This is a genomic window from Actinoplanes sp. NBRC 101535 (genome assembly GCF_030269225.1).
Lineage (GTDB): Bacteria > Actinomycetota > Actinomycetes > Mycobacteriales > Micromonosporaceae > Actinoplanes > Actinoplanes rectilineatus.
The window spans coordinates 217,885-233,837 of sequence record NZ_BSSY01000001.1 but is presented as its reverse complement, the minus strand read 5'-3'; the positions used below and the strand labels follow the sequence as shown (position 1 = coordinate 233,837).

11 protein-coding genes are annotated in these 15,953 nt (G+C 69.7%); 4 read left to right on the top strand and 7 right to left on the bottom strand.

All coding sequences use genetic code 11. The features are described from left to right. The first annotated feature begins 70 nt into the window (after positions 1 to 70). Positions 71 to 967, top strand: a complete 897-nt coding sequence (locus QSK32_RS01050) for an isocitrate lyase/PEP mutase family protein (protein ID WP_045744216.1) — start codon at positions 71 to 73, stop codon at positions 965 to 967. Positions 968 to 999: 32 nt separating this feature from the next. Here QSK32_RS01050 and QSK32_RS01045 read toward each other — a convergent pair whose 3' ends face one another. Both QSK32_RS01045 and QSK32_RS01040 read right to left on the bottom strand, forming a co-directional pair. Beyond that, entirely contained in the window at positions 1,000 to 2,943 is a 1,944-nt protein-coding gene (locus tag QSK32_RS01045; RefSeq protein ID WP_285470969.1) for an acyl-CoA dehydrogenase family protein, read from the bottom strand. A 56-nt stretch (positions 2,944 to 2,999) separates the two neighbouring features. After that, positions 3,000 to 3,272 carry a hypothetical protein gene (locus tag QSK32_RS01040; RefSeq protein WP_045744217.1) on the bottom strand — a complete coding sequence of 91 codons (273 nt, stop codon included), beginning with the start codon at positions 3,270 to 3,272 and terminating at the stop codon, positions 3,000 to 3,002. Between the two features lie 601 nt (positions 3,273 to 3,873). Here QSK32_RS01040 and QSK32_RS01035 point away from each other — a divergent pair. Then, positions 3,874 to 5,661, top strand: coding sequence for a glycosyltransferase family 2 protein (locus QSK32_RS01035; RefSeq protein WP_285470968.1), 1,788 nt, complete (start codon positions 3,874 to 3,876; stop codon positions 5,659 to 5,661). Further along, positions 5,658 to 7,607, top strand: coding sequence for a radical copper oxidase GlxA (glxA, locus tag QSK32_RS01030; protein WP_285470967.1), 1,950 nt, complete (start codon positions 5,658 to 5,660; stop codon positions 7,605 to 7,607). Before QSK32_RS01035 ends, glxA begins: the two co-directional genes overlap by 4 nt. Before the next feature lie 734 nt (positions 7,608 to 8,341). Here the strand turns inward: glxA and QSK32_RS01025 are convergent. From QSK32_RS01025 to QSK32_RS01015, 3 genes are all read right to left on the bottom strand, one after another. Next, positions 8,342 to 9,364, bottom strand: a complete 1,023-nt coding sequence (locus QSK32_RS01025; protein WP_285470966.1) for a glycoside hydrolase family 6 protein — start codon at positions 9,362 to 9,364, stop codon at positions 8,342 to 8,344. Between the two features lie 203 nt (positions 9,365 to 9,567). Further along, positions 9,568 to 10,170: a class I SAM-dependent methyltransferase gene (locus QSK32_RS01020; protein ID WP_285470965.1), complete on the bottom strand. Its 603-nt coding sequence runs from the start codon at positions 10,168 to 10,170 to the stop codon at positions 9,568 to 9,570. Between the two features lie 44 nt (positions 10,171 to 10,214). Further along, positions 10,215 to 11,243 (bottom strand): hypothetical protein, encoded by a 1,029-nt coding sequence (locus QSK32_RS01015; RefSeq protein ID WP_285470964.1) that lies wholly within the window; start codon positions 11,241 to 11,243, stop codon positions 10,215 to 10,217. 510 nt (positions 11,244 to 11,753) lie between these two features. On the opposite strand from QSK32_RS01015, the gene QSK32_RS01010 reads away from it, so the two are divergent. Then, positions 11,754 to 12,551, top strand: a complete 798-nt coding sequence (locus QSK32_RS01010; RefSeq protein ID WP_285470963.1) for an AbfB domain-containing protein — start codon at positions 11,754 to 11,756, stop codon at positions 12,549 to 12,551. Positions 12,552 to 12,602: 51 nt separating this feature from the next. On the opposite strand, the gene QSK32_RS01005 is transcribed toward QSK32_RS01010, so the two are convergent. Together QSK32_RS01005 and QSK32_RS01000 are read right to left on the bottom strand one after the other, a co-directional pair. Then, positions 12,603 to 14,603, bottom strand: coding sequence for a beta-galactosidase (locus QSK32_RS01005; RefSeq protein WP_285470962.1), 2,001 nt, complete (start codon positions 14,601 to 14,603; stop codon positions 12,603 to 12,605). Next, the gene (locus tag QSK32_RS01000; protein WP_045746288.1) at positions 14,600 to 15,946 is read right to left on the bottom strand and encodes an ABC transporter substrate-binding protein; all 1,347 of its coding nucleotides are present in this window, start codon (positions 15,944 to 15,946) and stop codon (positions 14,600 to 14,602) included. Before QSK32_RS01000 ends, QSK32_RS01005 begins: the two co-directional genes overlap by 4 nt. Positions 15,947 to 15,953 lie beyond the last annotated feature (7 nt).

The following is a 15,953-nucleotide window of genomic DNA, read 5'->3' as shown; positions in this document are numbered from 1 at the left end:
GCCCGTCCCCGGCCGTCGCTCCACCCCCTCCCGAGGTGACCGGAATCGATCCGCGGTGCAGACTTCGATCATGACCGCATCCGCACTGCGCGCCCTCCTCTCCTCCGAAAAGGTCACTCACGTGCCCGGCGTCTGGGATCCGGTCACCGCCGCGCTCGCCGCCCGGGCCGGGCACCCGGCCGTCCACCTCTCCACGACCGCCGTCTCGGCCGTCCTGCTCGGCCGCCCCGACCTCGACTTCGTCGGCGCCACACAGGTCGCCGACCGGGCGTCCACCCTGGTCGCCGCCCTGGAAGGGGTGCCGCTGCTGGCCGACGCGGACGCCGGCTACGACAGTCCGTCGCATGCGGTCTGGACCGGCCAGGCGTACCTGCGTGCCGGGATCTCCGGCCTGCACCTGACCGACCGGTCCACCGGCGACCGCAGGGAGATCTTCGGGCTCGCACCGGCCACGGCCACCATCCGGTCACTGGCCGAGCAGGTGCCGGACCTCGCGCTTCTCGCGCGGACCGACGCGTACGCGACCGAAGGCCTCCCCGGTGTCGTACGGCGGACCCGCGCGTACGCCGAAGCCGGGGCCGACGCGGTCCTGCCGGAGGGGGTGACCGACCCGGACGAGCTGATGGCGATCCACCGGGCGGCTCCGGGCGTACCCCTGGTGATCGAGCGCAGCGAGGCCGCACCCCGCCGGATCCCGCAGCTCTACGCCAGCCCGAAGGTGACCGGCACGGACCCGGAGACGACCGACGCCGTACTGGCGGCGGCCGGTGTCCGGCTGGTGCTGCATCCGCTGGCCGCCCTGCTGGCCGCGGTCCGCGGCGCGTCGCTGGCCTACCGCGCGCTGGCCGAGGCGGGCAGCGCCGAGGAGACCGACCGGATGCCGTGGGCCGCGCTCACCGCCCTCGCCGAACGCCCCGAGACCCGCGAGCCGGACTCCCGTCACGTCCCCCGCGGCCTGCACACCTGACCCGCGCCGTCATCACGCCCGCCCGGTTCCGCTCAGGGAGTGGCCTGCGCCCTGAGCGCCTCCTGGCGCTGCTCCTCTTCACGCAGGATGGCACTGTTGAGCCAGACGTCGGGGATCGCGAACCCGTCGACCAGGGTGCGCATGTGCGGGCGCAGCTCCTTGAGCAGGTCGTTGACCACCGCCGTGACCGCTTTCGACCGGCCCGGGGTGAGGCGTCCGTGTTCCAGGAGCCAGCCCTTGTCGGCCTCGATGACCGAGAGGGCGTACAGGTCGCAGACCCGGGAGAGCAGGTCCTTGACCGACGGGTCGGCACGTTCGATGCCGGCGACGAACGCCTCGAGGGTGACCCGGTCGATGTGGGCGGCCGCGGTGCGCAGCACGTGGTCCTGCACGTCGTTGAAGATCGCGAACGGGTCGTCCTTCTTCGTCGCGGCGCCCTTGCGCAGGCGGCGGATCGCGCCTTCGAGCAGGTGCCTCTCCCGGTCCTCGAAGGTCTTGAGCTGCCAGCCGCGGTCGGTGACGGCGACGTCGTCCTCGCGTCCGGGCACCGCACCGATGAGGCGCTGGATCACGCTGCGGGCGGCGGTGCGTTCCAGGACCATCTCGCGGACCTGCTCGGCGACGAACGTGGCGCGTCCCCAGCCGTCCAGCGATCCGAAGGCGTCCCGGTATCCGGTGAGCAGGCCCTTCGCGACGAGTTGGAGCAGCACCGTGTTGTCGCCCTCGAACGTGGTGAAGACGTCGGTGTCCGCCTTCAGGCCGGGCAGCCGGTTCTCGGCGAGGTAGCCGGCACCACCGCAGGCCTCCCGGCACATCTGGATGGTGCGGGTGGCGTGCCAGGTCTGCGCGGCTTTCAGGCCCGCGGCCCGGGACTCGAGTTCCCGCTGCCGGAGTTCGTCGGTGGTCCCGCCGGTCTGCACGTCGGAGAGCGCGACCAGCAACTCCTCCTGGGCGAACGCGTACGCATAGGTGGTCGCCAACGCCGGCAGGAGTTTGCGCTGGTGGGCGAGGTAGTCGTTGAGCACCACCTCGTCGGGGGCGCCGGGCCGGGAGAACTGGCGGCGGACGTCGCCGTACCGGACCGCGATGGCCAGCGCGTTCTTGGTCGCCGACGAGGACGCGCCGCCGACGGTGACCCGGCCGCGGACCAGGGTGCCGAGCATGGTGAAGAAGCGCCGGGTGTCGTTCTCGATCGGGCTGCTGTAGGTGCCGTCCGCGGCGACCTGGCCGTACCGGTCCAGCAGCATGTCGCGCGGCACCGTCACGTGGTCGAACGAGATCCGCCCGTTGTCCACCCCGAGCAGTCCCGCCTTGGCACCGGCGTCGCCGAGGGTGACGCCGGGCATCGGGTCGCCGTTCTCGTCGCGGATCGGGACCATCCAGGCGTGGACGCCGCGCCGCTCGCCACCGGTGATCAGCTGGGCGAAGACGACCGCCATCCGCCCGTCCTTCGCGGCGTTGCCGATGTAGTCCTTGCGGGCCGCCTCGTGCGGGGTGTGCAGGTCGAACGTCTGCGTCGCGGGGTCGTACACGCAGGTGGTCCGCAGTTGCTGGACGTCCGAGCCGTGTCCGGTCTCGGTCATGGCGAAGCAGCCCATCAGGTCGGCCGAGATGATGTCCCGCAGGTACGCCTCGTAGTGCCGTTCCGTGCCGAGTGCCACGACCGCGCCGCCGAACAGTCCCCACTGCACGCCGGCCTTCACCATCAGCGACAGGTCGACGTGCGCGAGCATCTCCGCGGCGACCGCCGAGCCGGCCGGGTCGCCGTTGCCGCCGTACTCCACCGGGAACGCGTCGGCGATCCCGGCGTCACCGGGGATCTTGCGGATCAGGGTGCTGATCCGGTCGCGGGCCTCCGGACCGGTCTCGCCGTGCACCGTCACGAAGTCCGCGCCGAGGCGGTCCCGGACGGCCTGGCGGATGTGCGCCCACCGGCCGTCCAGGACGTCCCGCAGGTGGTTGTGCTGATCGCTCATACACCATTATTACCCACCGGTAACCTCGGGCACGCCAGGACGCGGGAAGATGACGTTCAGCCCTCGGCGCCGCCCGCCCACGGCACCACCAGCGGGTGGCGGACCTCGTCACGTGCCGCGATGCCGGCCATCGACCGCCGGTACTGACCTCGGGTGATCTCGCCTTCGATCAGCTGGGCACAGAGGACGCCTTCGAGGCTCTCGGGGGCGAAGAACGACTCCGGGATGCTCAGCGGCTCCGCCTCGGCCCTCGCATCCGCACGCACCCCACGCACCGCGAGCACGCAAGCGGCAGCCAGAACCAGGATGAGCAGGGACAGGATCAGCATCGCCACCGCCTATGTCGTCATCACGGGGCGCTCGTGCCCCGCATGACAGAGAGAACGGATCACGGCGCGTGTCGGTTCGACGGTTTCGGTAACTGACCGCGACGAAATTCCGCGACCCCCGCGGACCCCGGCGACACATCGACCGAACCGGTCATCACGAAAGACCCCCAAATCAAGATCAACATTTGGGTACGCCCTGCGTGAGGCCACTTTTCCGACCCGCGGCACGGCGCGTTCACCGGACACGATCCGTGACGTCGGCCACTGATCAACGGGGCTGGATGTAAGGCACGCCGACACGAACGCGTGCACGGTATGTCCGATCTTAGTGGAATATAGCTATTGTTCCACTGTGCCTGGTAAGCGAATAAGATACCCTGCGCCGACATCCTGCCCCAATGGGCGAGCCCCGTGACCGTGCGTGACAGATTCACACCCCCGGGGCCGTGACCTTGCCCACGGGTGATGCCGTATTCAATCGTCAATACCTACTCTGACGTGCTGTCTTGCAAGGGCGCAAACGAGTGGTACGACCTTCGTCGATCAGGAGTCGGCGACCGTCCAAATTACTCAGAGCGACGTCGAGTCGCGGGGGAGACCGATGACAGGCCAGCAATTGGCGACTGAACCGGCCGTGGTCGCGCCGGTTACTAAGCGTGATTACGACTACCAGGGCTTCAGCCTCCTGGCCGGCTCACCCGAGACGGCGCCCGCATCGGACACCGAGTACCGGGTCCGACTGCGCCCACTTTCCCGGAACCGTCCGATCAGTTCGGTTCTCATCGCGATGTTCGCCTTCGCCTTCGAGGCCACCTTCTTCGGCTGGCTGCTCTCGTCGGTGCAGATCCCCGACCGGCAGATGCAGGCCGGGCTGTTCGCCGCCACCATCCTGATGATCGTGGCGACCGCGCTGATCGAACTGTTCCGCCTGATCAACGTGGTCACGCTCTGCCTCGCCACGCTCTGGGCCCGCGACCCGGTGCCGGTGGAGGCCGACGGCGGCCTGCGCGTCGCGTTCCTCACCACGATCGTGCCCGGCAAGGAGCCGATCGAGATGGTGGAACAGACCCTGGTCGCCGCCACGAAGATCCGGCACCCCGGCGACTACGACGTCTGGCTGCTCGACGAGGGCGACGACGACGAGGTCAAGGCCATGTGCGAGCGCAACGGGATCCGCCACTTCAGCCGCAAAGGCGTGGCCGCGTGGAACACCGAGGCCGGCGCGTACAAGGCGAAGACCAAACACGGCAACTACAACTCGTGGGTGGACGCCAACGGCGACGACTACGACGTCTTCGTCTCGGTCGACCCCGACCACGTGCCGCTGCCCAACTTCGCCGAACGACTGCTCGGCTACTTCCGCGACCCGGACGTGGCGTTCGTGATCGGCCCGCAGATCTACGGCAACTACGACAACGTGGTCACCCGCTGGGCCGAGTCGCAGCAGTACCTGTTCCACTCACTGCTGCAACGGGCCGGCAACCGCCTGGGCATCCCGATGCTGGTCGGCACGAACAACGCGGTCCGCATCGCGGCACTGCGCTCGATCGGCGGCCTGCAGGACTCGATCACCGAGGACATGGCCACCAGCCTCGCCATGCACGGCGCCGAGAACCCGGTGACCAACCGGCGCTGGAAATCCGTCTACACCCCGGACGTGCTCGCCGTCGGCGAGGGCCCGTCATCCTGGACCGACTACTTCAGCCAGCAGCACCGCTGGTCCCGCGGCACCGACGAGGTGTTCGTGGCCGGCTTCGCCAAGGCGGTCCGCCGGCTGGGCTTCCGCCGCACCGTGCACTACGCGCTGCTGATGGCGTACTACCCGCTCACCGCGATCTCCTGGCTGCTCGGCGCGACCACCGCGGTCTGCCACATCGTGCTCGGCGCCCGTGGCGTACAGGTGCCGCAGGAGGTCTGGTTGATGCTGTACGTGGACGCGGCGCTCTTCCAGGTCGGCCTCTACCTGTGGAACCGGCGGCACAACGTCAGCCCGCACGAGGACGCCGGATCCTCCGGTCTGACCGGCATGCTGCTGTCCACCCTGTGCGCCCCGATCTACGTCACCTCGTTCCTGCAGGCCCTGCTGCGCCGGACGGCCGGTTTCGTGGTGACCCCCAAGGGCGACTCGGCCAGCCCGGACCGGCTGCTCACCTTCCGCACCCACCTGCGCTGGGCCGGCTTCTACGCCGCGCTGCTCGTGGTGGCCGCGTTCACCGGCCACGCCCACGGCTTCATGTGGCTCTGGCCCTCCCTGAACCTCGCCCTCTGCCTGGTGCCGCCGGCGATCTACGCGATGCAGGCGTACGCCCGCCGTCGCGCGGCACGCCTCCCCCGACCCGCCGAATCCGCACACACCGTGGACACGACACCCGTGGAGACGTACGCATGATCCCCCGCCCCAAACCGACCCTGGCCAGACGGCTGCTGAGCAGCCTCGCCGCGCTGCTGATCGCGGCCGGTGTGATCGTGGTGAACCGGCCGATGGTGGCGTTCGCCGCGGACCGGTACCACGAGTTCAGCATCAACCGGGACTCCTACAAGAAGACCTACGGCCACTGGTCGATGCTTCCCGTGCCGGCCGGCTTCAAGGTCAACGCCATCCACGCGGCGCTGCTCAACACCGGCAAGGTGCTGATCATCGCGGGTTCCGGCAACAACCGGGACAACTTCGAGGCCGGCACCTTCCAGACCGTGCTCTGGGACCCGTCCGACGACGAGTTCTCGCTGGTGCCCACCCCCACCGACCTGTTCTGCGCCGGGCACACCTTCCTGCCCACCGGCAACCTGCTGGTGGCCGGCGGCACCAAGTCGTACGAAAAGCTGGAAGCGGACATCACCCACCCGGCCGGCGTCATGAAGATCAAGAACGAGTCGCCGGATCACGGCTCCCGTACCTTCGGCAAGGGCACCCGGTTCCTGGGGAAGAACGGCAAGGTTTATCTGACCCGCGCCGACGTGACCGTGCCCGCCGCCAGCAAGATGACCCACGGCGCCAAGACCATGGTGCACGCCGGTGAGGTCGAGGTCTGGGTGGACGCCGAGGAGGAGGGCGACGGCGCGATCGTCAGCTCCCCCGCGCAATACTCCGTCGCGGGCCTGACCGGCGACGACGCGAACAACCTCTACGGCGTCGCCGAGAAGATCACCCGGGAGAAGCAGGAGTACGGCGGCGACAAGACGTCGTACGAGTTCGACCCGACCACCGAGCGCTACATCCGCACCGCCGACATGGTCGACCACCGGTGGTACCCGACGCTCGCACCGCTGCCCGGCGGCGACATCCTGGCCGTCTCCGGCCTCGACGAGTTCGGCCGGATGCTGCCCGGCGTCAACGAGACCTACCGCACCGCCGAGAAGCGCTGGGTTCCCGCCCCGTCACTGCACCGGGTGTTCCCCACGTACCCGGCGCTGTTCCTGACCAAGGACGAGAAGCTCTTCTTCTCCGGCTCCAACGCCGGATACGGTTCGGACACCGAAGGCCGCGCCCCCGGCCTGTGGGACCTGCACAAGAACGACTTCCGCGAGATCCCCGGCCTGACCGACGTGACGATGACCGAGACCAGCTCCTCGGTGCTGCTCCCGCCCGCCCAGGACCAGAAGGTGATGATCCTCGGCGGTGGCGCGGTCGGCGACTCGCCGGTCTCCACCGCCCGCACCGCGATCGCCGACCTGGACGAGGAGAACCCGGCCTACCGCCCCGGACCGAACCTGCCGCACCCCACCCGGTACCTGAGCACGGTCGTCCTGCCGAACGACACGGTCTTCACCAGCCACGGATCATCCGGCTACCGTGGCGGGCCGTACCAGGACAAGAAGCGCAGCGACCTGCTCACCGCACAGATCTACCACCCGGACACGAACACGTTCACCACCGCCGCCGCACCGACCGTGGGCCGCAACTACCACTCCGAGGCGCTGCTGCTCCCCGATGGCAGGGTGGTCACCATGGGCAGCGACCCGATCTACGACGAGACGGGCAAGAACCCCGGCACGTTCGAACAGCGCATCGAGATCTACAGCCCGCCGTACCTGTTCCAGGGCGACCGCCCCACCATCACCGACGGCCCGACGCTGCTCAAGAACGGCGGCACCGGCACCTTCACCGTCGCCGACCCGACGACGGTCCGCGCCGCCCGCCTGGTCCGCCCGAGCGCCGTCACCCACGCCACCGACGTGGACCAGCGCTCAGTGGCCCTGGACATGACCACCGGCCCACACGGCGTCACGGTCACCGTCCCGAAGGAGCGGGGCCTGGTCCCCGCCGGCTGGTACATGCTCTTCGTCACCGACGACCGCGGCGTCCCGTCCGAGGCCCGCTGGGTGAAGGTCACCTGACACGCCCCTCCCCCCAGCACCCTCCAGAACGGCCGGTCAGCCCAGAGCTGCCCGGCCGTTCCCTTTCCCGACCGGTCGCACCTCGCCCGCCGGCCTCGGAGCGCTCGGTCACGCCGTCAAACCGCCGCCCGAACCACCGTCCCCATCGCACGGTCACACCTTCGAACAGTCGCCGGTCATCAGCAACAGACCGTGGCTCACGGCTGAACCCGCCGAGCCGTCGCCCACAGCTCTCCACGAACCGAGCCTCAACCACCGACGACGGCCCGCACCCACCCAGCCGTCGCCCACAGTAGAGATCAGCCCACGGAACAGCCACGACCGACGGCTGAGACGACCGAACCCTCGAGCACGGCGAAAGCGACCGAGCCGTCAAGACACGTTTCGTGGTCAGCATGCGAAGCCCGTCCACGTGGTGATTTCGGGCGCGCTGGACGCCCGAAGTCACCACGCCGGTGGGGGTGTGGTGAATACGGGCGCGCTGGACGCCCCAAATCACCACACCCGTGGGGGTGTGGTGAATACGGGCGCGCTGGACGCCCCAAATCACCACACCCGTGGGGGTGTGGTGAATACGGGCGCGCTGGACGCCCCAAATCACCACACCGGTAGGGGCGTGGTGAATACGGGCGCGCTGGACGCCCCAAATCACCACACCCGCGGGAGTGTGGTGAATACGGGCGGGCTGCGCGCCCGAAGTCACCACGCAGGCAGACCCTGACTGCGCAACGTGTCTAGTTGGTGGCTAGGCCCAAGGCGTAGTCGGGCCACCACTGTCCCGCCTCGGGGGCTCCGTCGCCGCACGCGCCGTCGGACTCGCCGGGGCGTTTGATCCAGAGGTAGGCGTCGACGCGGTCGTGGCCGGTGGCAGTGGTGGGGGTTGCGCCCAGTGCCCGGCCCGGCGGGTTGCACCAGTGGCCGTCGCCGGAGCCCACCTCAGCGGGGCCGTTGCCGTTGCGGCTGGTGTCGATCACGTAGTTCTTGCCGCCGAGACGGTTCGAGATCTCGTCGCCGTACGCGATGTTGGCCTCGGTGGTCTCGAAGTTCGCCACGTTGAGGCTGAAGCCGTCGGCGTCGCCCACCCCGGCCTGCTGGAGACCGTCGACGACCCGGTCCACGTCCTTGATCCAGCTCGGGTTTCCGGCGTCCAGGTAGACGCGGACCGAACCGTCCTTCTTGAGTTCGCGGATCGCCTCGGCGAGCAGCGCGTACCGTTCGGTCACGGCTGTCCCGGTCACGCAGCCCTCGAGCACGTGGGTGATCGCGTCGGGTTCCAGCACCACGATCGCGCCGGAGCCGCGTACCGCGTCGGCCAGGGCGGCGATCCAGGTGCGGTAGGCGGCTGCGTCGGAGGCGCCGCCGCCGGAGTAGCCGCCGCAGTCGCGCTGTGGCACGTGGTACGCGACCAGCAGCGGGGTGGTCGACGCCGTGGACGCCGCAGTGACCAGGGCCCGGGCCCGGTCGGCGTATCCGGGGTTGCCGTCGGCGAACCACACGGCCATCGGCGCGGCCGCTATCCGGCGGATGGCCGTGGCGTCGGCGGTCCGGCCGGCGGCCTCCCACTGGGCGACCTGGTCCACCGCCGGCCCGGTCGGCTCGACGTAGAACTCACCGGCGTTCTCCACGGCGGCCGACGGGGAACCCGCAGCCGGTGGGGAGTCCGCGGTCGTCGGGGTGGAGGGGTCGTCGGAGCAGCCCGCGACACCGAGCGTCGCCACCGTCGTGACGCTCAGCAGTGCCCTGGATAGACGTCTCATCGCCGAACAACGGTACTTGATCAGGGATTATCACTCTAAGCTCAACGGGCGTTATCCGGATCTTCGCACCGAAAGAGCGACACGCTCGAGCGCTGCCGCGCTCACCAGGGTGCCCGCGATGCCTAACGACGAGCCACGAGCATGCGTAGGCGTACCCCTTGAGGAAGCGGAGGATCACCGCCTGGCCGGACCACCGCGGGGTCTCAGGCGACGCGGCGGAAGACGTCCAGCAGGAACCATTCGTCCTCGTGACGCACGATCCGTTCCAGGCCGGGCCGGGCCGCCACCGCGGCATGCACGTTGTGGCCGTCGTAGCTGGTGTTGCCGCGGTCGCGGAAGTGCAGCGCGACGATGTCCCCGCCGGTCTCCACCCGCTCCAGCAGGCCGGTCAGGAACGTCTCCAGGTCGTCCGCGGACAGGTAGTACAGCAGGTCGCCGATCACCACCAGGTCGAAGACGCCGTCCGGCATCGCGGCCGGGACCTGTTCGCAGACGACGCGCACGTTCGGCAGGTCGGCGGTGTTCGCCAGGGCCTGCTGCACGGCACCCTCGACGCTGTCGGTGGCGAGCACCTCGTCGCAGCGGGCCGCGAGTTCCCGGGTGAACAGGCCGATCGACGCGCCCGGCTCGTAGCAGCGGCGGTACCGCTCCTGTGGCAGGCTCGCCAGGGTGACCGCGTACTTCCGCTGGTTGTGCCACTTGGTGGCGACGTCCCAGGGGTCGTCCTTCGCCTCGTAGAGCCCGGTGAAGTGGTCCAGAGAGACGGTGCTCTCCGGTGCTGCGGCGTCGCCCTCGGTCCGTGTCACGCCCGAATTGTGCCGGACCCCGGGATCGACGCCGCCAGCAGGGCCTACCGCGCGGTGACCGTCAGGGTGCCCAGTCCGGCCTCGGCGTCGATGGCGATGCCACCCTCGCCCTCGCCCACGCTGAGCTGGGTGCCCTTGGCGAGGCCCTTGCGCTTCTCGCCGTAGAGTTCGACGGTTCCGGCGCCTTCGCGCAGCACGACGCCGGCCGGGGCCTGCCCGGCGGTGCTGATCCGCCACTGGTTGACGCCGCCGGTCATGGTGATCGGCAGTTGTTCGCCGTGTTCGGGCAGCCGCAGGTCGACCGTGGCCGCGCCGCCGAGCAGCTGGACCCCGCTGACGGCGCCGCCGGTGAGGTCGACGGCGGCGTTCCTCACGCCGCCGCTGAGCCGGACGTCCCAGGTGAGGCTGTCGCTGAGCACCACGTCGGCGCGGGCCGGGCCGCCTTTGTTGCCGCTGTCGTCGAAGCGCAGGCGGACCGTGTCGTCGTCGAAGTCGGTACGGGCCACCACGCTGGCGTCGTCCGGCGTGACCACCGAGAACCAGCCCTGGTCCAGGGGGCCGATCGTCACGGTCAGGTCGGTGATGCCCTCGGCCAGTTCGAAGGTGGCGGTGTCGCCGGACGGCACCGGCAGCAGCGTGCCGGCTTCGGCGCTCGGCTGCCGGGGTTCGATGGAGACCGGCGGGTTCGCCGGGGCAGCCGCGGGCGGGGCCGGGGTGGTGGTGCCGTCGCCGAAGACCGGCCGGGTGGGGCTGGTGGCGTCCGGCCGCACGATCAGCCAGGCCGCGGCCACCCCCAGGGCCAGGACGGAGAGCAGGATGGCACCGCTGCGCACCACCGACGGCTTCGGCGGCCGGGGCAGCTCGACGGTGGGCCGGCCGGCGTTGGCCCGTACGCCGGCCGTCAGCTCGACCGTCGGGCGGTTCGGGCCGGGGGCGGGGTGCCAGGCCGGGTCGGTCCGGGTCGGGTCGGCGCCGGGCGGTTCGTAGTGGTCGGCCGGCGGACCGAACCGATGCGGGGCGTCCGGCCAGAACTCGGAGATGTCCGGTAGGTCGGGTGAGCCCTCGGTGTCCATGACCACTGTCGGTTTGGGAGTCACAGGCGGGGCGGCCGGTACGGGCCCGGCGGGCGCTTCGGGCGCGGCGGGCTCAGCGGCCGGCGACGGCCCGGAGGCGGCTGCGGGCCCGGAGTCGGCGGGGGCTTCGGCATCGGAAACGGCAGGACTGTCCACGCTGGTTTCTCCTCGGTGTCGCCACCCGCGGCTGGAGGCGGACGGGGTGGTTCCGCACGGGGGTACGCACGCGCGAGCCCTTCGGTTCGAATGGGATCGCTCCCAGAAGAATTGCTCACGTCCACCCCCTTGCTCAGTAGCACCGGCAGCGTGTAGATCCTTATCGAATCATTAAACAACTATGCGACGGTTCTCCAGGAAGCGAAATTGATGCCGGATGATGACGCCCGTAACGGGCTTCGCGTAGGTGGCTGGATTCCGCCGTATTCGCCGGACGGAGAGGGCCCCCACCGCTCCGCCCGACCGAACGAACGGGCGGGCCTTTACGCCGCCCCGCGTACCCGACTGACCGGAGTGCGCCGACTCGGGGATCAACCGCCCCGTGCACGGCTCATTCTGGCCGCCGCTCTGGCCCTGGGCTGCGCCGCGTGCGCCGCCGTCGCCGTGATGTTCAATCGCGACAACGGTGAGGTTCGGAGTCAGGCACCGGTGGCGGCCGCCACCAGTCTGCCGGGCTCCGCAGCGTTCACACCGCAGGTGCCGGTCTCGGTCCGCCCGAGCTACACCCCCACGACCGTCCCCGCGCCGCTCAACCCGGTTGCGAACCCCGCCGGAGAGGTGAATCAGGAGAACACCACCACGCCCCCCGCGGCGACCGGCGCTCCCACCAGCAAGAGCGCCAAACCCACCACCGCCGCACCGGCCAAGCCGGCCGCCCCTTCACTGAAGGTCGGGGCCACCGTCGGTCTGGAGTCGGTGGACCAGCCCGGATACCGGGTGCGTCACCGCAACAACCTCGGCCGGCTGGACAGCGTCAATGCGTCGAGCAGTGCGGCCGATCGGGCCGACACCCGCTTCACTGTCCGTAAGGGACGGGCCGACGATAACTGCGTCTCCCTGGAATCAGTCAACTTTCCCGGCTATTTCCTGCGACACCGGGACTACAAAATCCGCCTGGAACGCATAGACGGATCTGAACTGTTCGACAAGGACGCGACTTTCTGCACGGTGACAATTCGTGACGGCAGCGCACTGGCCCTGAGGTCAGTCAATTACCCGAGCTACCACGTGGTGGCCCATCGGGGCAGCCTCTATATCACGGACACCGACGCCAAACAGGCGACCGCTTTCCTTCCGCGGTCGCCCCTGTGACCTGAGTGGCCCGGCCGTCACCCCCCTCGGGCCGGGCCACTCAGCCATATCTCAGTACTTCTCGTGAACCACCAGAACGCCGCGCGGCTCCAGGATCCCGGAGGCCCCGTCGACCCCGGTCAGCTCGACCGGCTCGTCGGTCCGGTTGATCAGGAAGCGGTGTTCACCACGGATCGTGAGCTCCACCCGGCCCCGCAACTGCTCCGGCAGCTCGCTGACCACCCCGGCCGGGCCGAGGAGAGCGGGCAGCAGTGCGGTCAGGCCCTCGGCTCCGAGACGGGTCGAGACGTACGACGCCGAACCGGTACCGTCGCTACGCCGCGTGACCGCCGGACGGTCCGCCTGGTCGCCGGTCTTGTACGTGGCCAGCACCTCGACCCCGTCGCCGGTGACGTCGATCCGGTCCGTCCAGAGGGTGCCGACCGCCCCGGAGTCCAGGGTGACGCTCTCGTGGTCGAGCAGCGGGCCGAACTCCTCGATCCGGATACCCAGCAGGTCCCGGAACGCGCCCGGGTACCCGCCCAGCCACGCGTGGTCGTTCTCGTCCACGATGCCGGAGAAGTACGTGGTGACCAGGTGACCGCCGTCGGCGACGTACGCCCGCAGCCGGTCGGCGAGCGCCGCCGGGACCACGTGCAGCACCGGGGCGATCAGGACCCGGTAGTTCTCGAGCGGGCCGCCGACCGGCACCACGTCGGCGCGGACGCCCACGTTGAGCAGGGCGGTGTACCAGTCCAGCGCCTCCTGGCGGTAGCGCAGCCGGTCCGTCGGGTGCGAGTCCTGCTCGGACACCCACCACGACTCCCAGTCGAAGACGATGCCCACCGGTGCCGTCGTCCGCTCCGACCCGGCCACCACGGCCAGTTCCTTGAGACGCGCGCCCAGCGCGGCGACGCCCCGGAACACCTCGCTGTCGGTGCCGGCGTGCGGCAGCATCGCCGAGTGGTACTTCTCCGCGCCGGCCTTCGACTGCCGCCACTGGAAGAAGCAGACCGCGTCGGCACCGTGCGCCACGTGGGTCAGTGAGTCACGGGCCAGTTCGCCCGGCTTCTTCGCCACGTTCACCGGCTGCCAGTTGACCGCGCTGGTGGAGTGCTCCATCAGGAACCACGGCCGGCCGCCGGCGATGTTGCCGGTCAGGTTGGCCGAGAACGACAGCTCGTCGCGGGCCTGCGGGCCGGGCAGCACGTAGTGGTCGTTCGAGACGAAGTCGATCTCGGACGCCCAGTCGGCGTAGTTCATGCCGCGGGTCTCGCCCATCACCATGAAGTTCGTGGTGATCGGCACCTCGGGCGTGATCCCGCGCAGCAGGTCCCGCTCGGCGATCAGGTAGTCCTTCAGCGCGTCCGAGGAGAACCGCTTGAAGTCGACCTGCTGGGTCGGATTCGGGTGCGAGGCGGCCAGCCGCGGGGGCAGGATCTCCTCGAAGTCCGCGTACCGCTGCGACCAGAACGCGGTGCCCCAGGCATCGTTCAGGGCCTCGATCGTGCCGTACCGCGCCCGCAGCCAGACCCGGAACGCCACCGCGGCGTCGTCCGAGTAGTCGTAGACGTTGTGACAGCCCAGTTCGTTGCTGACGTGCCAGGCGACCAGGGCCGGGTGGTCGGCGTACCGGGTGGCCAGCTCGCGGACCAGGCCCAGGGCGTGCTCCCGGAAGATCGGCGAGGTGGGGCGCCAGTGTTGCCGGGCGCCCGGCCAGAGGATCTCGCCCTCCCGGGTGACCGGCAGGATCTCCGGGTGCTTGCGGGTGAGCCAGGGCGGCGGGGACGCCGTCGCGGTGGCGAGGTCGACCGAGATCCCACCGGCGTGCAGCAGGTCCATCACCTCGTCGAGCCAGGCGAAGTCGTACGTGCCCTCGCTCGGCTCGAGCCGCGCCCAGGAGAAGATCGCGAGCGAGACCACGGTGACGCCGGCGGCCTGCATGGCCGCCACGTCCTCGTCCCACACCTCGCGGGGCCACTGGTCGGGGTTGTAGTCGGCGCCGTACTCCAGACGCGCCGCACCGGCGCGGCGAAGCCAGCGCCGGTGCGTCTTACCGTTACTGATCGTCATTTGACGGTGAAACCCTGTTCCGTTCCGTACTTGACCGAGGAGTCCTGCCAGGCCTTGAGACCCTCGGCGAGCGTCGACTGGCCGAGGTAGGCCTTACCGACGGTGTCGCCGTAGATGCTGTTGGCGTAGACCTGGAAGGGCAGGTAGTTCCAGCCGGTGACGACCTCGGAGGCCGACGCCGACAGGATCTCGTTGATCTTCTGGCCGCCGAAGTACTCGAACTCCTTGTTCAGGAACTCGGGAGCCGCCAGTTCCTTGGTGGTGGCCGGGAAGGCGCCGTTGTCGATGCGCATCTGCACGCCCTCGGTGACGGCGGCGTACTTCAGGAAGCCGTACGCGATGTTCTTGTTCTCGCTCTTCTCCGGGATCGCCAGCGAGCTGCCGCCGCTCTCCGCGGTCGCCTTGCCGCCGGTCTCCCACTGCGGCATCGGCGCGACGCGCCACTTGCCCTTGCCGGCTGCGGCGCTGCCCTCGAGGTTGCTGGGCATCCAGGCGCCGGTCACCAGGGAGGCGATGCTGCCGTCGGCGAGGCCCTTGAACCACTCGTCGGTCCAGCCGACGGCGGGCGAGAACACCTTGGCGTCGATCATCTTCTGCCAGGTGGTGGCGAACTTCTGCGAGCCGGCGTCGTCGGCGAAGTTGATGGTGAGGTTGGTGCCGTCGACGGTGTACGGCTTGCCACCGGCCTGCCAGATGAGGCTGGTGGTGAAGCCGGCGTCACCGCTGTCCGAGGTGATGTAGGACTTGGCGTCCGCCTTGTGCAGCGTCTCGGCCGCGGTGGCGTACTCCTCCCAGGTCGTCGGCACAGCGATCTTGTGCTTGTCGAAGACCTCCTTGTTGTAGAAGAGCGCCATCGGGCCCGAGTCGATCGGGAAGCCGTAGATCGCCTCGCCGGAGTGCACGTTGTTCCAGGTGCCCGGGGTGAACGTGCCGTCGAGCGACTTGGCGCCGAAGGTGTTCAGGTCGACGACCGACTTCGCCAGGGCGAACTGCGGCAGGGCGAAGTACTCGATCTGCGCGACGTCCGGGATGCCGGTGCCGGCGGTGATCGCGTTCTGCAGCGCGGTGTACTGGTCGTTGCCGGTACCGGCGTTCACCACGTTGATCTTGACGTTCGGGTACTTCTTCATGAACGCCTCGGACACCGGCTTGATGGTGGTGTCCCACGCCCAGACGGTGAGGCTGCCACCCTTCTGCAGGGCGGCCTCCACGTCGGCGTCGGTGACAGTGGTGGCTGCCGCCTCGGTTCCCTCGGAGTCGGAGTCCGACGAGCTGCAACCAGCGGCCATCAGGGTCACGGACAGGGCGGCGCCGATGAGCGCACGCCGGCGGGTGATTCCCATGGAATTT

What these genes read in the sequence shown, in the direction of transcription:
- QSK32_RS01015 (WP_285470964.1), bottom strand. Translation starts at nt 11,243, where the DNA reads ATGGACACCGAGGGCTCACCCGACCTACCGGACATCTCCGAGTTCTGG.
- QSK32_RS01025 (WP_285470966.1), bottom strand. Translation starts at nt 9,364, where the DNA reads ATGAGACGTCTATCCAGGGCACTGCTGAGCGTCACGACGGTGGCGACG.
- QSK32_RS01000 (WP_045746288.1), bottom strand. Translation starts at nt 15,946, where the DNA reads ATGGGAATCACCCGCCGGCGTGCGCTCATCGGCGCCGCCCTGTCCGTG.
- QSK32_RS01040 (WP_045744217.1), bottom strand. Translation starts at nt 3,272, where the DNA reads ATGCTGATCCTGTCCCTGCTCATCCTGGTTCTGGCTGCCGCTTGCGTG.
- glxA (WP_285470967.1), top strand. Translation starts at nt 5,658, where the DNA reads ATGATCCCCCGCCCCAAACCGACCCTGGCCAGACGGCTGCTGAGCAGC.
- QSK32_RS01050 (WP_045744216.1), top strand. Translation starts at nt 71, where the DNA reads ATGACCGCATCCGCACTGCGCGCCCTCCTCTCCTCCGAAAAGGTCACT.
- QSK32_RS01035 (WP_285470968.1), top strand. Translation starts at nt 3,874, where the DNA reads ATGACAGGCCAGCAATTGGCGACTGAACCGGCCGTGGTCGCGCCGGTT.
- QSK32_RS01005 (WP_285470962.1), bottom strand. Translation starts at nt 14,603, where the DNA reads ATGACGATCAGTAACGGTAAGACGCACCGGCGCTGGCTTCGCCGCGCC.
- QSK32_RS01045 (WP_285470969.1), bottom strand. Translation starts at nt 2,943, where the DNA reads ATGAGCGATCAGCACAACCACCTGCGGGACGTCCTGGACGGCCGGTGG.